13 protein-coding genes are annotated in these 19,797 nt (G+C 55.8%); all 13 read right to left on the bottom strand.

Annotated features, from left to right (window positions below):
• Positions 1-5 precede the first annotated feature (5 nt).
• A complete protein-coding gene (locus G516_RS0110905; protein ID WP_028293686.1) occupies positions 6-398 on the bottom strand; it encodes a Na+/H+ antiporter subunit G in 393 nt (130 codons plus the stop codon).
• 11 nt (positions 399-409) lie between these two features.
• Positions 410-679 carry a K+/H+ antiporter subunit F gene (locus G516_RS0110910; RefSeq protein WP_028293687.1) on the bottom strand — a complete coding sequence of 90 codons (270 nt, stop codon included), beginning with the start codon at positions 677-679 and terminating at the stop codon, positions 410-412.
• The gene (locus G516_RS0110915) at positions 673-1,161 is read right to left on the bottom strand and encodes a Na+/H+ antiporter subunit E (protein ID WP_051219281.1); all 489 of its coding nucleotides are present in this window, start codon (positions 1,159-1,161) and stop codon (positions 673-675) included. Before G516_RS0110915 ends, G516_RS0110910 begins: the two co-directional genes overlap by 7 nt.
• On the bottom strand, positions 1,158-2,666 hold the full coding sequence (locus G516_RS0110920; protein WP_036535929.1) for a monovalent cation/H+ antiporter subunit D: 1,509 nt from the start codon (positions 2,664-2,666) through the stop codon (positions 1,158-1,160). Before G516_RS0110920 ends, G516_RS0110915 begins: the two co-directional genes overlap by 4 nt.
• Positions 2,663-3,049: a Na+/H+ antiporter subunit C gene (locus G516_RS0110925; protein ID WP_028293690.1), complete on the bottom strand. Its 387-nt coding sequence runs from the start codon at positions 3,047-3,049 to the stop codon at positions 2,663-2,665. Before G516_RS0110925 ends, G516_RS0110920 begins: the two co-directional genes overlap by 4 nt.
• Positions 3,049-5,844 carry a monovalent cation/H+ antiporter subunit A gene (locus G516_RS0110930; RefSeq protein WP_028293691.1) on the bottom strand — a complete coding sequence of 932 codons (2,796 nt, stop codon included), beginning with the start codon at positions 5,842-5,844 and terminating at the stop codon, positions 3,049-3,051. Before G516_RS0110930 ends, G516_RS0110925 begins: the two co-directional genes overlap by 1 nt.
• Before the next feature lie 570 nt (positions 5,845-6,414).
• The gene (hemE, locus tag G516_RS0110940; RefSeq protein WP_028293693.1) at positions 6,415-7,479 is read right to left on the bottom strand and encodes a uroporphyrinogen decarboxylase; all 1,065 of its coding nucleotides are present in this window, start codon (positions 7,477-7,479) and stop codon (positions 6,415-6,417) included.
• 92 nt (positions 7,480-7,571) lie between these two features.
• Complete coding sequence (locus G516_RS0110945; protein ID WP_028293694.1) at positions 7,572-10,238, bottom strand: hypothetical protein; 2,667 nt, start codon at positions 10,236-10,238, stop codon at positions 7,572-7,574.
• Between the two features lie 136 nt (positions 10,239-10,374).
• On the bottom strand, positions 10,375-11,793 hold the full coding sequence (locus G516_RS0110950; RefSeq protein WP_028293695.1) for an FAD-dependent oxidoreductase: 1,419 nt from the start codon (positions 11,791-11,793) through the stop codon (positions 10,375-10,377).
• Between the two features lie 38 nt (positions 11,794-11,831).
• Complete coding sequence (gene gltB, locus G516_RS0110955) at positions 11,832-16,280, bottom strand: glutamate synthase large subunit (RefSeq protein WP_028293696.1); 4,449 nt, start codon at positions 16,278-16,280, stop codon at positions 11,832-11,834.
• 215 nt (positions 16,281-16,495) lie between these two features.
• On the bottom strand, positions 16,496-18,160 hold the full coding sequence (locus tag G516_RS0110960; RefSeq protein ID WP_028293697.1) for an SPOR domain-containing protein: 1,665 nt from the start codon (positions 18,158-18,160) through the stop codon (positions 16,496-16,498).
• Between the two features lie 22 nt (positions 18,161-18,182).
• Positions 18,183-19,277 (bottom strand): 3-dehydroquinate synthase, encoded by a 1,095-nt coding sequence (aroB, locus tag G516_RS0110965; protein ID WP_028293698.1) that lies wholly within the window; start codon positions 19,275-19,277, stop codon positions 18,183-18,185.
• Positions 19,274-19,795 carry a shikimate kinase AroK gene (gene aroK, locus G516_RS0110970; RefSeq protein ID WP_028293699.1) on the bottom strand — a complete coding sequence of 174 codons (522 nt, stop codon included), beginning with the start codon at positions 19,793-19,795 and terminating at the stop codon, positions 19,274-19,276. The genes aroB and aroK overlap by 4 nt, the downstream gene beginning before the upstream one ends.
• Positions 19,796-19,797: the final 2 nt, after the last annotated feature.

The raw sequence follows: 19,797 nt of genomic DNA on the forward strand, positions 1-19,797 counted from the left end.
GACGATCAGTGCTCTGCGGGACGCTGTTCATCCGTGGTCGGCTGCTCTGGCGCTTTACGATCACGGACTTTTTCAGCCAGCTCGCTGTTGGCCGTGCCTTTCAACATCGACACCCGACGGTGCAGTGATGCCTTGGCAATCATATAGGCCGACACCGGCGCGGTGATAAACAGGAACAGGCTGATGACCATTTCCTGAATACTCAGGCCACGGCCCTCGGCCACGTGCAAACACATGGAAGCAATCAGGATACAGCCAATCCCCAGCGTGGTGGTTTTGGTCGGCGCGTGCAAGCGGGTGTAAACATCCGGCAGTTTGACCATGCCGACCGCACCGATCAGCACAAACAAACCACCCAATACCAGCAAAAACGACGCAACCCATTCAAGTACGGTCACTGCACTTTCTCCTACTCAATGATGTCGCCGCGCAACAGGTATTTGGACAACGCCGAGGTACTCACAAAGCCCAACATGGCAATCAGCAACGCTGCTTCGTAGTACAACGCGGTCTGGAAATAGATACCCAGTAACACAATCAGCGCGATGCAGTTAATGTACATGGTATCCAGCGCCAGAATGCGGTCGGTCACGGTAGGACCAATGATCAGACGCCAGGCATTCAGCACCAGCGCCAGACCCACCAGCACGGCAACGCCAAGCAGTACGGTTGCTAGCATGAGAAAATCTCCTTCAGTGGCGTTTCATAGCGCTGCTTGATCGACTGAATCACATCGTCCTCGGTCTTCATGTGCAGCACATGCACGTACAGCCACTTCATGTCTTCGGAAAAATCGACACTGACGGTGCCCGGTGTCAGTGAAATGGTGCTGGCCAGCACTGCCAGCGGGAATTCCCCTTCCAGATCCAGCGGCAAAGCCACCAGACCAGGGCGCAGGCTGGAGTTCGGGGACAATACCCGGATCGCCACTTCAAAGTTGGACAGCAGAATGTCCCACAGCACCATCAGGAAGTATTTCAGCGCCTTGAACGGCTTCTGTACCTTCGGATGGTCGTCACTCATAGGCGCTACCAACAGGCAGATACCAATGCTGAGCATCAAGCCCAGCACCAGATGACCGGTGCTGAAATCGTTCAGAAACAGCCACACCAACGTCAGCATGACGGCATGCAGCGGCATAGGGAAAAGACGTTTGATCATTTCGATACACCTCCCGCCAGAACCGAGGTATCAATGCCCTCAAACAAATCGGCCGCGGCACGTTCGCTGAATTCGCTCATCCAGCCAGCACCAACCACCAGCGCCAACAAAGCCACCAGCAAGACCGCGATGCCTGCCCATTGCAACGGGTGCACCTCAGCCGTACCCGGCTTGCCCTCACGGGTACGCCAGAACAAGGTACTGCCAGTACGCGACAACATTACCAGAGCCGCCAGACTGGAAATCAACAGCGGTGGCCAGATCCAACCGGCCTCACCTGCGTCCAGTGTGGCCTGCATCATCAGCGCCTTGCCAATAAAGCCGGACAGCGGTGGCATGCCAATCAGCGCCAGCGCCGCAATAAAGAACACGGTGCCGATCAATGCCGCCTGCGGCATCGCACGCGCCGATACCAAACGGTCTTCGGCCTTGCCGCGCTGGTTCACCACCAGTCCGGCCACCAGGAAGATCAGCGCCGTTGCCAGCGTGCTGTGGACCAGATAGTACAAACCGGCACTGGTTGCCGTTTCAGTAGCGGTGGCCACCATCAACAGCAGACTACCGACCGACACCATCACCAGATTGGCAGCCAAATGACGCAGGGTTTCACTGGCCAGCACCGAGATAATCCCCACCACCAGCGTCAACCATGCCAATGGCCAGATCCATGGCAGTGCCAGATCCGCAAGACCACCGGCTTCAGGGCCAAAGATACCCAGATGCACCCGCCAGAGGCTGTAGATGCCCACCTTGGTCATGATGGCAAACAAGGCCGCGACAGGCGCAGGAGCAGCGCTGTAGCCTTTTGGCAGCCAAAACTGCAACGGCAGCATGGCCGACTTCAAGCCAAACACCACCACCAGCAACAAGGCACCGCTCTTGGCCAGCGTCAGGTTACCGCCTTCAATGGTCGGTGCTACACGGGCCATATCGGCCATGTTCAGCGTACCGAAGGTGCCGTAGAGGATGCCCAGCGCAATCAGGAACAAGGCCGAGCCGGCCAGGTTAAGAATCACGTAGTGGACGTTGGCAGCGGTCTTCTGTTTGCCGCCGCCGTGCACCAGCAAACCATAGGAGGCGATCAGCAGCACTTCGAAGAATACAAACAGGTTGAAGATGTCGCCGGTCAGAAACGCGCCCTGAATACCCATTACCTGGAACATCAGCAGCGGCTGGAAGAAACGGCCGTGGCCATCTTCACCTGAGCTGGCAAACAGCTGCACCGACAACGTCAGCACACTGGTCAACACCAGCAGAATGGCCGACAAACGATCGACCACCATCAGGATGCCGAATGGCGGCTGCCATTCACCCACGGCGTACAAATGAGTACCGCTGGTATCCACTTCCACCAACAACAGAATCGAGATCATCAGCATCAACACGGATGCCAGAGCACCCAGTGTGCGCTGCACCGCATTCACCTGATTAAACGGCGGGATCAGCATCAAGGCGCCAATCACCATTGGAATCAGGATCGGCAAGACCGGCAAATGCGTCATCATCGCTTGGCCTCCTTGACGTCCTTACGGTATTTGCGATCCAGCAACTCACCGTTGGTCAGTGAGGACTCACGTCCGTCGACCTGGTCATTGCCAAGGTCGGTACGGGCACGAATGGCCAGAATGATCACAAAGGCCGTCATCGCAAAACCGATCACGATGGCCGTTAACACCAGAGCTTGCGGCAGTGGGTCAGAGTACGCATCGGCAGTGCCCAGAATCGCGGCACCATCGATCATCAGTCGACCGCTGGCAAACAGGAACAGGTTGACGGCATACGACAGCAAGGTCAGACCCAGAATCACCGGGAACGTCTGGCCACGTAGCATCAGGAACACACCGGCGCCGGCCAGAAAGCCGACACCCAGAGCAAAACTGAACTCCATTATTCCTGACCTCCCCGCAAGCGCTCGGACGTCGTCATCTTGCCGAGGTTGGCCAGAATCAGCAGGGTTGCACCAATCACGGTCAAATACACTCCCAGATCAAACACCATGGCACTGGCAAGTTCGAACTTGCCGATGCCTGGCAGGTAGAAATAGTCGTACCAGGTCTTGAGGAAGTTGTGGCCAAAGAACCAGCTACCCACCCCGGACAAAATGGCAATACACAGGCCACTGGCAATCAGTCCCTGATAGTTGATCGGCATACGCTGCTTCATCCACTCAACACCGTGGGCAACGTACTGCTGGATCAAGGCAATGGCGGTAATCAGACCAGCGATAAAACCACCGCCTGGCATGTTGTGACCACGCAGGAAGATATAAGCCGATACCAGCAGCGCCAGCGGCAGCAAGCTCTGTGATATCAGTGCCAGCAGCACCGGGTGGCTCTCTTTCGACCATGGAATGCCATCGCTGTTGGCGGTTGGCATCGCCAGCGTGATACGCGCCAGCAGTTTGTAGATGCCCAGCGCCGCAATGCCCAGTACGGTGATTTCACCGAGGGTATCGAAGCCACGGAAGTCGACCAGAATCACGTTCACCACGTTGGTACCACCGCCGCCGGATTTCGAGTTGGCAAGGAAGAACTCGGAAATCGAGTGCAACGGCCGCGTCAGCATGGCGTAGCAGATGGTTCCCACCACACTGCCAAACATGGCGGCAATGCCAAGGTCTCGAACAATCTTGCGCAAGGAGCTGTCCAGCGCCGGGCTGTGCTGGGGCAGGAAGAACAGCGCCAGCAGGAACAGCAGAATGGTGACCACCTCAACCGACAGCTGGGTCAGCGCCAGATCCGGTGCCGAGAAGTAGGCAAAGGCGATCGATACCACCAGACCCACCACCGACAGCGCCAACAGCGCCCGTAAACGACGATGACTCCACCAAACGGTCAAAATGGTCGACACAATCAACAGGCCGGTACAGAAGGTCACTACCCAGTTGGTCGGAATTTGCGGCCGCGAGCCTTCAACAGAATCCATGCTCAACAGCGGGTAAGACACCATCGCCAGCGCCAACAACAGCAACAGGAACATCGCTCGTTGCAGCGAGTCGGTATCCAGCCAATTCTGGATTGCTGTTGCCACCCGGACCGTTCTTTGAACCAGTCCTTCGAAAATCATTTTGGCGTCCATTTCGTTGAACTGGCCCTGGAAATGGAACAGGTGACGACGCTTGATATACAGCATTGAGCCAACGGTAATGGCCACTGCACTCATCGCCAGTGGCACGTTAAAGCCGTGCCATATGTGCAAATGGAATTCCGGCAAACGGGTCTGCAGCACCGCTGAGGATGCCGCATTCAGCAAGTCGCCGACGACAAATTGCGGGAAGATACCCACCAGCAAACACAGCACCACCAGGACCTCGACCGGCACCCGCATGTAACGTGGTGGCTCGTGCGGGGTTTTCGGCAGGCCAATCGGTTCACCGTTGAAGAACACGTCGTGCATAAAGCGCAGCGAGTACGCCACCGACAGTGCGCCACCGACGGTCGCCAACAGCGGAATCCACCAGGACAAGGCCCCAAGGGTGTACTGGTTAAGGGTTTCCGCAAACATCATTTCTTTCGACAGGAAACCGTTCAGCAACGGCACACCGGCCATTGAGGCTGCGGCCACCATCGCCAACGTGGCAGTAATCGGCATGTACTTGAACAAGCCATTGAGCTTGCGCATATCACGGGTGCCCGACTCGTGATCAATGATCCCCGCTGCCATAAACAGCGACGCCTTGAAAATGGCGTGGTTGATCACGTGGAACACCGCAGCAATCGCCGCCAGCTGACTGCCCAGACCCAGCAGCAAGGTAATCAGACCCAGGTGACTGATGGTGGAGTACGCCAACAGGCCTTTCAGATCGTGTTTGAACAGCGCGGTGTAAGCACCGACCAACAGCGTCGCCATACCCGTCAATGAAACAACAATGAACCAGGCATCGGTATCGGCCAGCAGCGGGAAGAAGCGCGCCATCAGGAAGATACCGGCTTTCACCATGGTCGCCGAATGCAAGTAAGCACTTACCGGCGTAGGTGCCGCCATGGCATGAGGCAGCCAGAAGTGGAACGGAAACTGTGCCGACTTGGTGAAGGCTCCCAACAGGAACAGCACCAGGATGGCCGGATAATAGCCGCTGGCATGCACCACATCGGACATCCCCAGCACTTCGTCGAGTTGGTAGGTACCAGTCACGTGACCAATCATCAACAAGGCGGCCAACAGCGCCAGACCGCCCGCACCGGTGATGGTCAACGCCATACGAGCGCCCTTGCGAGCATCGGTACGGTGAGACCAGAAGCTGATCAGCAGGAAGGAACTGATGCTCGTCAGTTCCCAGAAAAACCACAGCTGAATCAGGTTGTTGGACAGTACAATGCCCAACATGGCCACCATAAACAGCATCAGGTATGCATAGAATTTGGGCATCGAATCCTGCTCGGACAGGTAGTACCGGGCATAGAGAATGACCAACAAGCCAATACCAAGTATCAGCAAGGCAAAGAGGTACGCCAGTCCGTCAAGGTGAAGCTCGACATTGAGTCCAAGGACCGGTATCCATTCCATTGAAAAGGCATCAACCTGACCTGCAAACACGCCGTTGGTTTGCTGCATCAGGATGACAAGTGCCGCAAAAGGCGCGACTGCCGTGGCCCAGGCACAGGCAGAACGCCCGAGTCTGGCCGCAAGCAAGGGGGCCATAATACCCAAAATGGGTAACAGCAATATCCAGAAAACATTCATATTAAGGCAAAGCCCTGTCAGTTAAGTCCATCATACCGGGCTGGTCACACCCGGGGCCCAAAGGGGCATTTCCGACCATTACAGACATACTGGAGCTTAGCATGATTAGGATCATGAGTTGACTGCCTGTCTCCGACAGATAGCCAGCGTCAATACTACTTTGAGGCGGGGATAATAAAGCTAAAGAGAGGCTGAAAAGAGGCTTACCAGCAAGAAAGCAAAGTGGATGCCAGGGCCCCTCTGAAAAACCCGGTGCCCGCTCTGGATGACAGGGCGAAGCTGAGTCACCAAGCTGATTTGCAGGCCTGGCGGGTCAAGTCAAAAATCAGCGACACAGAGTCAGCGATGCCCTGCCATCCCCGCAGGGCGCGGCCTGCAGCCCGCCAGAACGGTGTTGGCGAACCTGCGCGGCCCGATTTGGAAAGGGCCAGCCATTCCGCTGCATTCGCCGCCTTGTTCTGACGACCTGCAGGACTCGCAGAGCTGTGCAGAGTTTTTCAGAGGGCCCCTAGCTTGCTGGTGAAAATGCCCAAGCGTAGCTGGGCCAGCCTGACGCGTCAGCGGTCAGGCTTACAGATGATATTCAGGGCTGAGTTCAACCACCGCTTCAACAAAGGCTTTGGCGTGTTCCGGGTCTACGAACTGGTGAATACCATGGCCCAGGTTGAATACCTGACCGGAGCCCTTACCGTAGCTGTCCAGAATGCGTTTTACCTCCGCGCGAATGGTCGCCGGTGAAGCGTACAATACCGATGGGTCCATATTGCCCTGCAGCGCCACCCGGTCACCCACGCGAGCACGGGCGTTACCAATATCAGTGGTCCAATCAAGGCCCAGCGCGTCGGCACCGGTATCGGCCATGGCTTCCAGCCACTGACCACCACCCTTGGTGAACAGGATCACCGGGATCTTCTGGCCGCCGTGCTCACGGATCAGACCGTCAACAATCTGCTTCATGTACTTCAGCGAGAATTCGCGGTAACACACATCACTCAAGCTACCGCCCCAGGTATCGAACACCTGTACCGCCTGAGCACCGGCTTTGATCTGGGCGTTGAGGTAATCAATCACGGATTTGGCCAGCACATCCAGCAGCTGGTGCATAACCTCCGGCGTGTCGTACATCATCGCCTTGATGTGGCGGAAGTCTTTGGAAGAGCCGCCTTCAACCATGTAGGTCGCCAGTGTCCACGGACTACCGGAGAAGCCTATCAGAGGCACACGGCCGTTCAGTTCGGAACGGATGGTCGACACTGCTTTCAGCACGTAATCCAGATCGGACTCGGTGTTCACCACGGACAGCGCCTGTACATCGGCTTCGGTGCGAATGATCTTGTTGAAACGCGGGCCCTCGCCGGTTTCAAAGTACAGACCCAGCCCCATGGCATCCGGAATGGTGAGGATATCGGAGAACAGAATGGCAGCATCCAGCGGGAAGCGTTCCAGCGGCTGAATGGTCACTTCACAGGCCAACTCAGGATTCTTGCACAGCGACATAAAGTCACCAGCATGGGCACGGGTAGCCTTGTATTCAGGCAGATAGCGGCCCGCCTGACGCATCATCCAGATAGGGGTACGGTCTACCGGCTGACGCAGCAGAGCCTTGAGGAAACGATCGTTTTTGAGTTGGGACATGCCATCATCCGTCACGAAAAATTCAGTGCCGGATGATAGCAGAGATTGCTACCCCTGAATTGATTCCAGTGGTAGCAAGTCGAAAGAACTAATCAAGGTGCGGTCAGACGCATCGACACGCCTTCAAAGTCAGAGTGGGAGACCGTCAGTTCGATATCAACCGGGTCATCGTCGTCGTCGTATTCAACGTAGTAGAGCTTACCGAAGGTCGGCAAACCGCTGTAGCTTGAATTAATTGAGCGCAGGAAGCCCAGTGTATTGGTACTCACGTCACCACTGTTGTCGAAGATGTCATAACCATCACCGGTCACCGCCAGGTTCACACCTTCAGCCGGGTAATTGCCATTGCCGTCTTGCAGCAGAATGTAGAAAGAACCACTGCCTGTAGCGCTCAAGGTAAGGCTGTTGTTCTCAACAAAGGTGACGCCATCGGCTGACTCATACAAACGCATCACCACATTGGAGTCACTCTGAATGATACGGATAGAGTCACGTACGTGGGTCAGGCTGGCACAGTGACCTGCGGACAGGGCACTGTCAGAGCAGGTAATCCCCTGATACACGGAAGAAGCCGCGGAATCGTGGTAGCCGTCGGCATCGAAGTCCATGAAGCTTTCAACCGGGGCACCGTCATACACATTCAGGTCACCGTCCCAGTTATCATCACGGAAGGCTTCTGCAAGACCTACAAATGGTTCTGGGCTGCCGCTGTCCAGAACATCGAACAAGCCATTGCCGTTGGTGTCTGTGTAACCACCCTCACCTGTGGTGTATGCAGTAATGGTCGTCATACCCAGAATGGTGTTAGCCCTCTCGTCCTCGGCGGTGCCCGGATCATCCACCGGATAGGTTTCATTCACACGGTGCAGGTCCGCATCGAAGTTGCCAGGGCGGGTGCCGCTGCTGTACCAGGTGACGGAGCAAGAGCCTCCGCTCATCACACAGGTGCTGGTGATGGTGCCGCTTTCGGCAGTGAAGTTAACTTCGGTACCATCCGCGACCGGGTTCTGGTATTGGTCAGAAGCAAATACGGTGAGTTCAACCTCAGAGCCAGAGTAATCATAGCCTCGTGGGTTGAAGATATCGGCAACCAGCTCAAAGCTGTCCTGGTCCGGATAACCTGTCGTAATCGTGATTGGCTGTGAATTGGTGGAAATGGTCACGCCTGCGCCGGATACGGTGGATGCCCGCACCGAGGTCACTGCATGACTGGAGCCAGAGTTGATCAAGACCGAGACTTCACCATTGGTATCCGACACATCCGTCGCTGTTTCAGTGCCACTGCCAAGGGTAATACCACCCGTGGTATTGGTCAGTTCAAAAGAAACTTCCTGGCCTTCAACAGCCTGACCTTGCTGGTCATAAACGGTGAAGTACACCGTCGTATACTCAGGGATATTCGGGTTACCGGTGTCCTTGATGGCCAGCGAAGTATCATCAACACTGTCGAAGCTGATACCACCAACCTCTGCCGGTTGAATAAAGATAATGCCGGTAATTGCCGTCGTGGTCAGACGCGTAGCCAGTGCACCGTCTTCGACGGTATACAGGTGGGCCTGAAATTCATCGGACAAACAGCCGGCAGCAGTATAAGTGAAGCGAACTTCGCCGGACGTGGTGGTCTTCTCTGCTTCATCCAGTGTTGCATCACCATCCGCCACACAGCCGGACGTCAGGCTAACACCGTAAGTCGTACCAGAAATCTGGCCATTGCTGTTGTTGGCATCAACGATATTGGCCTTGATCAGCATGGTGCCACCGGCAGCCAGTTTGTCTTCGTCATCCACGGAGTCTGACGTCGGGCTGTCACCGTATTCGCTCTCACGCATGCCGTTGACCAGCAGCTCGGCGTAGAAGGTGTCATCAACCAGTACGCCCAGCTCAGGATCTTCTCCGAGGGTTACTTCAATGGTTGCATTCAATGTGGCGTAACAACCGCTGGTGTCAGCGAGGCTACAGTTTGATGTGTCTGAGCCCGATACGAGCAGGCTGATGTTGTTGTCACCCGCACAGTCGGCATAGTCCGCAAGGTACTGGTTTTCAAAGGTACCCGTTGAATTGGTCGCGCGGATGATCGAAAACGTACCGTCTTCACAGTCACTGAACCAACGGCCAATGTAAGTTGAATCGGTAATCAGGGCATTGGAATCCAGCGGGTTAACCAGATTCACCGACAGGCTGGTACCGGCCTCATCGGTCAGCTCCAGGTCACCTTCGATCTCGCCTTCCACAAACGATGCACCGGATGACGAGCCAAGGGATGGGTAATCCGTTTGAATAGTCGTGGTCGCCGTTGCGATCAGGGAACCGAGGGAGCTATCCGTGGTGTCCACGCTATACATGCTAACGGTAATGGTATCGTCATCAGGGCAACCGCGGTTACGGTAGGTAGTGCTGATCGAGTTGGTTGAACTGAAGGTACTGGCAATAGAGAATTCGGCAGATTCACACTCTGCACTGAATACATAGCCATAAGTGTCTGTCAGGCTTTCGTTTTCGCTGTTGGTATCAACGCCATCCACAGTCACGGTGACGCTGCCACCCACAAGGGCGTAATCGGCAGACAGGGTAATCACGCCGGATTCAAAATCGGCACCCGTGCCACTGCCCAGCGCAGGGCTGACGTCGGCACCGGAAGATCCGGAGGAACCACCTGAGGACGAACCACCCGTATTGGCATCCGACACTGAGCCGCCACCGCCACACGCCGATAGACCGCCAGCCAACATCAACATGACCAATAAACTGCGAAATGACATACGGGCAAACTCCCTTGAGGCAATTCCTGACAAATACAGACGCTGGAGGATAACACTTACGGCTTACTGACGACCACCTACAAAAAACGCGGCCGAAGCCGCGTTTTCTACCGTTCATCACATTTTATGAGATGTGTCACACATCGAGGTAATCAAGGATACCTTCGGCGGCGTTACGGCCTTCGTAAATGGCGGTAACCACCAGGTCAGAGCCACGTACCATGTCACCACCGGCGAAGATTTTTTCGTTGGTAGTCTGGTGAGCGTACTTCTGTTCCGCTGGTGCAACCACACCTTGCCAGCTGTTCAGTTCGATACCGAACTTCTCAAACCATGGCGCCGGGCTTGGACGGAAACCGAAGGCCACCAGAACAGCATCCGCTGGCAGGATTTCTTCAGAACCTTCCACCACCTGTGGACGACGACGACCGTTCTCGTCTGGCTCACCCATTTCTGTAGTGACTACCTTAACGCCTTCAACCTTGTCTTCACCAATAATGGCAACAGGCTGACGGTTGAACAGGAACTTGACGCCCTCTTCGCGTGCGTTAACCACTTCACGCTTGGAGCCCGGCATGTTCTCTTCGTCACGACGGTAAGCACAGGTCACCTTCTTGGCACCCTGACGGATGGACGTACGGTTACAGTCCATCGCGGTGTCACCACCACCCAGTACCACCACCTGTTTGCCCTTCATGGAGATGAAGTCAGCTTCGTCTTTCTCAAAGCCCAGATTGCGGTTGACGTTGGAGATCAGGAAATCCAGCGCGTCGTGTACGCCCGGCAGATCTTCACCCGGGAAGCCGCCTTTCATGTAGTTGTAGGTACCCATGCCCAGGAACACCGCATCGAACTCGTCGATGATGTCCTGGAAGTCGACGTCCTTGCCTACTTCGGTGTTCAGACGGAACTCAACGCCCATGCCTTCGAACACTTCGCGACGGTTGGACATGACGGATTTTTCGAGCTTGAACTCAGGAATACCGAAGGTCAGCAGACCACCGATTTCCGGGTACTTGTCGAATACCACCGGGGTAACGCCGTTACGCGCCAGAATATCAGCACAGCCAAGCCCCGCAGGGCCAGCACCGATGATGGCAACGCGCTTGCCAGTCGGTACAACCTGTGACAGGTCCGGCTTCCAGCCCATGGCGAACGCGGTATCGGTAATGTATTTCTCAACGTTACCGATAGTCACCGCACCAAAGCCGTCGTTCAGGGTACAGGAGCCTTCACACAGACGATCCTGCGGGCACACACGGCCACACACTTCTGGCAGCGAGTTGGTCTGATGGCTCAGCTCAACCGCTTCCAGGATGTTGCCCTCACTGGCCAGTTTCAGCCAGTTCGGGATGTAGTTGTGTACCGGGCACTTCCATTCGCAATATGGGTTACCACAAGCCAAACAACGGTGTGCCTGGTCGTTTACCTGTTCCTGGGTGAATGGCTCGTAGATTTCCACGAACTGCTTCTTACGCAGGGATACAGCTTTCTTCTTCGGGTCCTGACGACCCACTTCAACAAACTGAAAATTATTGTTCAGACGTACTGTCATCTTGAACCTCTCTCTACTCGTCCAGTGTTTAGCCGTGCTTACTCAGGACGAGCACGGGTGTTTTTCAGCAGCTGCTGCAGATCAGCGGCCTTTGGTTTAACCAGCCAGAACTTGCCGATGAAGCGTTCGAAATCATCAAGGATTTCCTGACCCCAGGCACTGCCTGTTTCAGCAACGAACTCACGAATCACGCTGCGCAGGTGGTTACGATGCGCTTCGGTTTCTTCGTTGGAGATACGGTTGATGTCTACCAGTTCGTGGTTGTACTTGTCGACGAAGCTGTTATCCAGATCCAGTACGTAAGCGAAACCACCGGTCATACCGGCACCGAAGTTGTAACCGGTTTCACCCAGTACACACACCACACCGCCAGTCATGTATTCACAGCAGTGGTCACCGGCACCTTCAACCACGGCGTGAGCGCCGGAGTTACGAACACCAAAACGCTCACCCGCACGGCCAGCCGCCAGCAACTTACCGCCGGTGGCACCGTACAGACAGGTGTTACCCACGATAGAGGTGTGGTTGGTCTTGAAGGTGGAGCCTTTTGGCGGGTAGATCACCAGCTTACCGCCAGTCATGCCTTTACCCACGTAGTCGTTGGCGTCGCCTTCCAGCACCATTTCCAGACCACCGGCGTTCCAGACACCGAAGGACTGACCGGCAATGCCTTTCAGGTTCAGACGGATTGGCTTGGCCGCCATGCCCTGGTTGCCGTAACGCTTGGCGATTTCACCAGACAGACGGGCACCCACAGAACGGTCACAGTTGGTGATTTCGAAATCGAAATGACCACCCAGCTTGGCGTCGATAGCACCGATGGTTTCTGCCACCATGCGCTCGGCCAGCAGGCCTTCATCGAACGGCGTGTTGCGATCCACTTCTACAGTGTGCGGCTTATCAGCCGGAATCTGATCGTTGGACAGCAGTGGGCTCAGGTCGAGGTGACGCTGCTTGCTGGATACACCTTCCAGAACGTCCAGCAGATCGGTACGACCCACCAGTTCCTGCATGGTGCGAATACCCAGCTGAGCCATCCAGCCACGTACTTCTTCCGCCAGGAAGCGGAAGTAGTTTTTAACCATGTCAGCGGTGCCGATGTAGTGCTTGTCACGCAGGTTATCGTCCTGGGTGGCAACACCGGTGGCACAGTTGTTGAGGTGACAAATACGCAGGTACTTACAACCCACAGCCACCATTGGCAGAGTACCAAAACCGAAGGACTCGGCGCCCAGAATCGCTGCTTTAACAACGTCCAGACCGGTCTTCAGACCACCGTCGGTTTGTACCCGAACCTTGCCACGCAGGTCGTTGGCACGCAGCGCCTGATGCGCTTCGGACAGACCCAGTTCCCATGGCGAACCGGCATACTTGATGGAAGTCAGCGGAGATGCCGCAGTACCACCGTCGTAACCGGAAATGGTGATCAGGTCGGCGTAAGCCTTGGCAACACCCGCAGCAATGGTGCCCACACCTGGCTCGGACACCAGCTTCACAGACACCAGTGCAGATGGGTTCACCTGCTTGAGGTCAAATATCAGCTGAGCCAAATCCTCAATCGAGTAAATGTCATGGTGCGGCGGCGGTGAAATCAGAGTCACACCTGGCACAGAGTAACGCAGGGTCGCGATCAGATCGTTAACCTTGCCACCTGGCAGCTGACCACCTTCACCCGGCTTGGCGCCCTGGGCTACCTTGATCTGCAGCACTTCAGCGCTGGACAGGTAGTGCGGGGTTACACCAAAACGGCCAGATGCAATCTGCTTGATCTTGGAGTTACGGCTGGTGCCATAACGCAGTGGATCTTCACCACCCTCACCGGAGTTGGAGCGACCACCCAGTTCGTTCATGGCTTCAGCCAGCGCTTCATGGGCTTCCGGAGACAGCGCACCCAGAGACATGGCCGCGGTATCGAAGCGTGGGAACATGGCTTCGGCCGGCTCCACTTCGCTGATATCGATGGCCTGAACGTCCTTACGGAAGGTCAGCAGGTCACGCAGGGTTGCAGGAGAGCGCTTGTTAACCAGCTCAGCAAAACGGTCATAGGCCGCCTGGCTGTTGGTTTGTACCGCTTCCTGAATGTTCTTGATCACGTCCGGGTTGTAGGCGTGGTATTCGCCGCCGTGAACGTATTTCAGCAAACCGCCCTGATCCAGTTTCTTGCGCTTCTTCCAGGCTTTGTCAGCAACCAGTTGCAGGTCGGCTTCAAAGTCTTCGAAAGTGGCACCACCGATACGGCTGGTCACGCCACGGAAACACAGGTCGACCACTTCCTTGCTGAGGCCAACACCTTCAAACAGCTGGGAGCCGCGGTAAGAGGTGATGGTGGAGATACCCATTTTGGACATCACTTTCATCAGGCCCTTACGGACCGCCTTGCGGTAGTTGTGGTGCGACTTCAGAGGGTCACCCAGCAGTTCGCCGCTGCGGTGCAAGTCGGTCAGGATGTCGTAGGACAGCCATGGGTAAACGGCCGTTGCACCGAAGCCCAACAACACCGCAAAGTGGTGTGGGTCGCGGGCGTCGCCGGTTTCTACGATGATGTTACCGCTGGTACGCAGACCGCTTTCCACCAGGTGGTGGTGAACCGCACCGGTCGCCATCACGGCTGGAATCAGCAGCTGGCCTTCGGCCACGTGCTGGTCGCTCAGAATCAGGATAACGGAGCCGTCCTGAATCGCTTTGGCAGCGGCTTCGGTCAGGTTAACAATCGCTTGCTTGAGGCCGATCGCCGGATCGTAGGCCAGCGGCAAACGTTGGGTACGGAAGGCATCGGACTTGTTGCTGGTCAGACCAACAAATTTCAGCGGTGACAACACCGGTGACGTCAGAATGATACGCTCGGCGTGGTCCGGCGTTTGTTCAAAAACGTTTTTCTCGGCACCGATACAGGTTTCCAGCGACATCACGATCGCTTCACGCAGCGGATCGATTGGCGGGTTGGTTACCTGGGCAAATTGCTGACGGAAGTAGTCGGCAACGTGACGCACACGACCAGACAGCACGGCCATTGGGGTATCGTCACCCATGGAACCAGTGGCTTCCTGACCTTCTTCACCCATTGGACGCAGAACCTGATCACGCTCTTCGTTGGTGACCAGATGCAGTTTCTGGTGCGACATCAGCTCGTCACCGGTCATATCATCCAGACCAGCGTGCTGCAGGTACAGCGAGCTTTCGATTCGAATGGCGTTCTCACGCAGCCACTTCTTGTAAGGCTTCTCGGCCTTGAGGGCGTTATCGATATCGTCAGTTTTCAGCAACTTGCCTTCCTGGGTGTCGATCGCAAGGATCTGGCCCGGGCCAACACGGCCCTTGGCAACCACAGACTCAGGGGCGTAGTTGTAAGTACCTACTTCGGAAGCAACGGTGATGAAATCGTTGTCGGTGATCACCCAACGGGATGGACGCAGACCGTTACGGTCCAGACCACAGACCGCATAACGGCCGTCAGTGATTACCAGACCGGCAGGACCATCCCACGGCTCCATGTGCATGGAGTTGTACTCGTAGAAGGCACGCAGATCGGAATCCATGGTTTCCACGTTCTGCCAGGCAGGTGGAATCATCATACGGATAGCACGGAACAGGCTCATGCCACCGGTGGTCAGCAGCTCCAGCATGTTATCCATGGAGGAGGAGTCAGACCCAGTGGTGTTCACAACCGGCGCGATGTCGCTCAGGTTTGGCAGCAGCGGGCTGTCAAACTTGCTGGCACGGGCGTTGGCCCAGTTGCGGTTACCCTGAATGGTGTTGATCTCACCGTTGTGCGCCAGCATGCGGAAAGGCTGAGCCAGCTGCCAGCGCGGCATGGTGTTGGTGGAGAAACGTTGGTGGAACACACAAATGGCGGTTTCCAGACGCTCGTCACCCAGATCCAGGTAGAAATTCGGCAGATCGACCGGCATGGTCAGACCCTTGTACGACAGTACACGGGTCGACAGGCTGGCGATGTAGAAGTCCGGGTATTGAACCAGCGCTTTCTCGGCATAGCGGCGAGCGTAGAACAGTTTCACGTCCAGCTCGGCATCGCTCAGGGTTTCATTGCTGGCAATGAAAATCTGCTCGAAGCGTGGCAAGCAGTCCAGTGCCATTGGCCCCAGACAGTCGTTGTTGGTTGGCACCAGACGCCAGCCCAGAACGGTCAGACCCTGACCTTCAATGGCTGTCGTAATGGCTGCTTTTTGTTCGGCCGCAATGGCCTCGTCCAAATCAAGGAACAGCATGCCGACGGCGTATTGTGCTGGCAGCTCGATACCACCTTCCTGCGCCACGGCGCGCAGGAAAGAGTCCGGCTTTTGCAGCAACAGGCCACAGCCGTCACCGGTTTTGCCGTCCGCTGCAATGCCGCCACGGTGCGTCATGCATGTCAGGGACTGGATTGCAGTCGTCAACAACTCATGGCTAGGCTGGCCCTTCAAGTGGGCTAGCAGGCCAAAACCACAGTTGTCTTTGTAGTCGCCTGGAGTATACAGACCAGTTCTCATAGAACAGCTCTCACCAAAAATTTCTATTAGTTTTATGCTCTGCTGACGGGTCAGCAGGCTGCTCAAAATGCGAGCAATTTAGAGACAAAAGGACACACATTCTACACATGTGGGCCGATTCTCACAATTGGAGGGCGTTTACGGCGTGATCAATCCGACTATTTCAGCCGGATAACAAGGCGAAAAGCCCAGCAAACACTGGGCCAAGAGGCAGGTTAATTAAATTCGATTTGAGGGCGAACTGCGCCAAGTTTTCGCACCCATGGGGTGCCATTTTTCATTTTTGCGGGCAATGCGGAGGCCCAATTAGTTGCTTGTTCTCGCGTTTTGAATTCGCCACCCAGCACCACAAACCATGGTTTGCCGTTACGCTCGGTGCGATACCACAACAAATGGTCAGCAGCAGACTGCTGCCAGCGTTCAACATACGCCACTGCACCGGCCTGATCCGAGGTGCCAATCAACTGCACACCCCAGCCGTCACCGGACATCAACCAGGCCGGATAGGCGCTGCCACTGGCGGTTGCTTCCTCGGGCACATTGACCACTGTTTCAGAAGATTCTGGCGATTTTTCACTAACGACTGCCGCATCAGTAGTCGCTTGTTCAGAGGCTTTCTGCTGCGCAACCGCAGCAACAGGTGGCTGTTCAGACTCACTGGCGCCGGTTTCAGCAATGACAGCCGGCGTATCGGCGGAAGGCGATGTCGGTTCAGATGACGTGTTCAATGAACCGTTATTACCTTTATTAATAGTAGATACAGAAGACGACGCCGAATCATCCGAACCAGCAGTGGCTTCAATACCACGATTACTGCCAGCAACAACCGAAGACGTTCCGCTGCTGCGAACCACATCCGGGATCTCCAGCTGAGTGACCTCCACCGCCTGCTGTTCCTCCGACGAGTACAGCCAGCCCAGCGCCAACAACGTCAGCAGCGCAACGGACGGAAGAATAAGATACAGCGGTTTAATAGACGCTTTACCTTGCGGCATAGAGAATCCGGCCATCATGGCCTTTAACCGCCCCTGCAGGTTCTTGCTCCTGGTGTCTTCATGACTGGCGGCTTTATGACTGGCAGCTTTATGACTGACGGCAGAATCCAGCGCCCGCTCGGTCACTTTGGCGGACGCCGCTTTCAAGGAAGCCAGAAGTTCCTCATCGGCACCGGACAGCGGCTCGGTGGAAGCCTTGGCAGAATGAGCCGGAGCGGCATGCAGGTGCTGACTGTCGCGAGCATCGGCCGACAGCTCAACCAGATCGGCGTCGAAGTCATCCGGCAGTTCCAGTTCGTCCAACTGGCCAGGGAAGTCGAACTCCAGATCGTCGAAGGCGGCGGAGGCATCGTCGGCGGTCATGGTATCCAGCTGAATGCGGTACACCGGTGCCGCTGTTGGGCCTTCACGCAGCTGGCTATCGAAGCCTTTAAGACCAAACAGACAAAATGAAATCGCATGACTGGCCATCAGGGCCAAATGACCAATCGCCGCCAGCATGTCGTCGGACAGCTGTTCTGCCTGATCAATAATAACAATGGCGGGATCTGATTCTTCCGCCCGGCGGCGGGCAAATTCCAGCAATACTTCGCGGGCAGACACTTCATCCGCCGGTAATGACTGAATACCCAACTGCTGGGCGACCAGACCGGTCAACAAGGCCGAACTGCCAAGCTGGTTGGCAGCCAGAGGAATCACAACGGAAGTCGTTTGATGCTGAGCCACAACAGCGGTGCGTAATTGCTGCAGCTGCGCAGCATCCTGACTGGACACTGCGACCAATAAAGGCGAGTAGTTTCCGAGATGGCAAATCAGCTCAAGATAGCGAGCCGGGGAATGATAGGCGTCCATGCCAGCAGCTGTGGCGTCCAATGTGGATGTCATACATCCTCCTGCATTGCCTTGGTCAGTAGCCTTCCAGCGCACCCTGTTGCAGAGTCTGACGCAAAAGCTGCTGATCCACGTCTGAAGTTACAAAAGCGTTGCCAATAGACTGCAACAATACCAAACGTATCCGGCCATCCAGCACTTTTTTGTCAATTTGCATGCGCGACAGAAAATCTTCGATGGACATATCGGACGGAGCTGCCACCGGCAAGCCGGCTTTCACCAGCATGGCTTTCAGGTCGGCGACTTCAGCATTGGTCAGCGCACCGCTGCGACAGCCGTAATCCGCCGCCATCAACATACCCGTTCCCACGGCTTCACCATGGAGCCAGTTACCATACCCCTGATGGGCTTCGATGGCATGACCAAAGGTGTGACCCAGGTTCAGAATGGCGCGAATTCCACCTTCACGTTCGTCCTGCGCCACCACGTCGGCCTTGCATTCACAGGAAACACGAATGGCTTCTGCCAGCAGTTCTGAGTCGCCTGCCATCAGGCCATCGATATTGGCATCAATCCAGTCATAGAACGACTTGTCGGCGATCAGACCGTACTTGATCACTTCCGCCATGCCCGCAGACAGCTCACGCGGCGGCAGTGTTTTCAGGGTATCGGTGTTAATCAGCACCGCTTGGGGCTGATAAAACGCACCGATCATGTTCTTGCCCAACGGGTGGTTCACGCCGGTTTTGCCACCAACGGAAGAATCCACCTGCGACAGCAATGTAGTCGGCACTTGCACAAAATTCACACCGCGCTGGTAACTGGCGGCAGCAAAGCCACACATATCACCAATCACACCGCCACCCAACGCAATCAGAGTCGTCGTACGGTTATGACCTTTTTCCAGCAAGGCGTCGAAGATCAGATTAACCGTCTCCAGCGTCTTGTACTTTTCGCCGTCCGGCAACACAACCGCATCCACCTGCACATCAGCAGTTGCCAGCATCGATTCAATGGCGGCCAGATACAGTGGCGCAATAGTCTCGTTGGTCACCACCATGACCTGCTTGCCATGCACGTGGCGAGTCAGCAGTTCAGGCTGCTCAAACAGGGATTCACCAATATAAATCGGGTAGCTGCGATCACCCAGATCAACGTTCACGGTTTTCATGACAGAGCCTTGACGCGCTTGCGGATTTCGTTAACGACCCAGCGCGGGTTGCGCTGGTCGGTTTGCAATACGATGTGAGCGACCTCGCGGTACAGCGGATCGCGCTTTTTGAAGAGTTCCTGCAATACCTGGGCAGGGTTTTCCGTTTGCAGCAGGGGACGGTTCTTGTCCTTGGCGGTACGGGCAATTTGCTGTTCTACCGAGGTGCAAAGGTATACAACAACGCCACGGCTGCGCAGATGCTTGCGGTTTTCCGCCCTCATCACCGCGCCACCACCGGTCGCAAGGACCAGATCTGTTCGCTGGGTCAGAATATCGATCGCCTGTTCTTCACGATCGCGAAAGCCTGCCTCCCCTTCCATATCAAAGATCCATGGGATGTTAGCCCCACACTTCTCTTCGATAAATTTGTCAGAGTCCACAAACTCGCGGTGCAAATCACCAGAAAGCAAACGGCCAATGGTGGTCTTTCCAGCCCCCATTGGCCCTACAAGGAAAATCGATTGTTCGGACGGCATAT

This window comes from Oceanobacter kriegii DSM 6294 (genome assembly GCF_000422845.1).
In the GTDB taxonomy this organism is placed as follows: Bacteria; Pseudomonadota; Gammaproteobacteria; order Pseudomonadales; family Oceanobacteraceae; genus Oceanobacter; species Oceanobacter kriegii.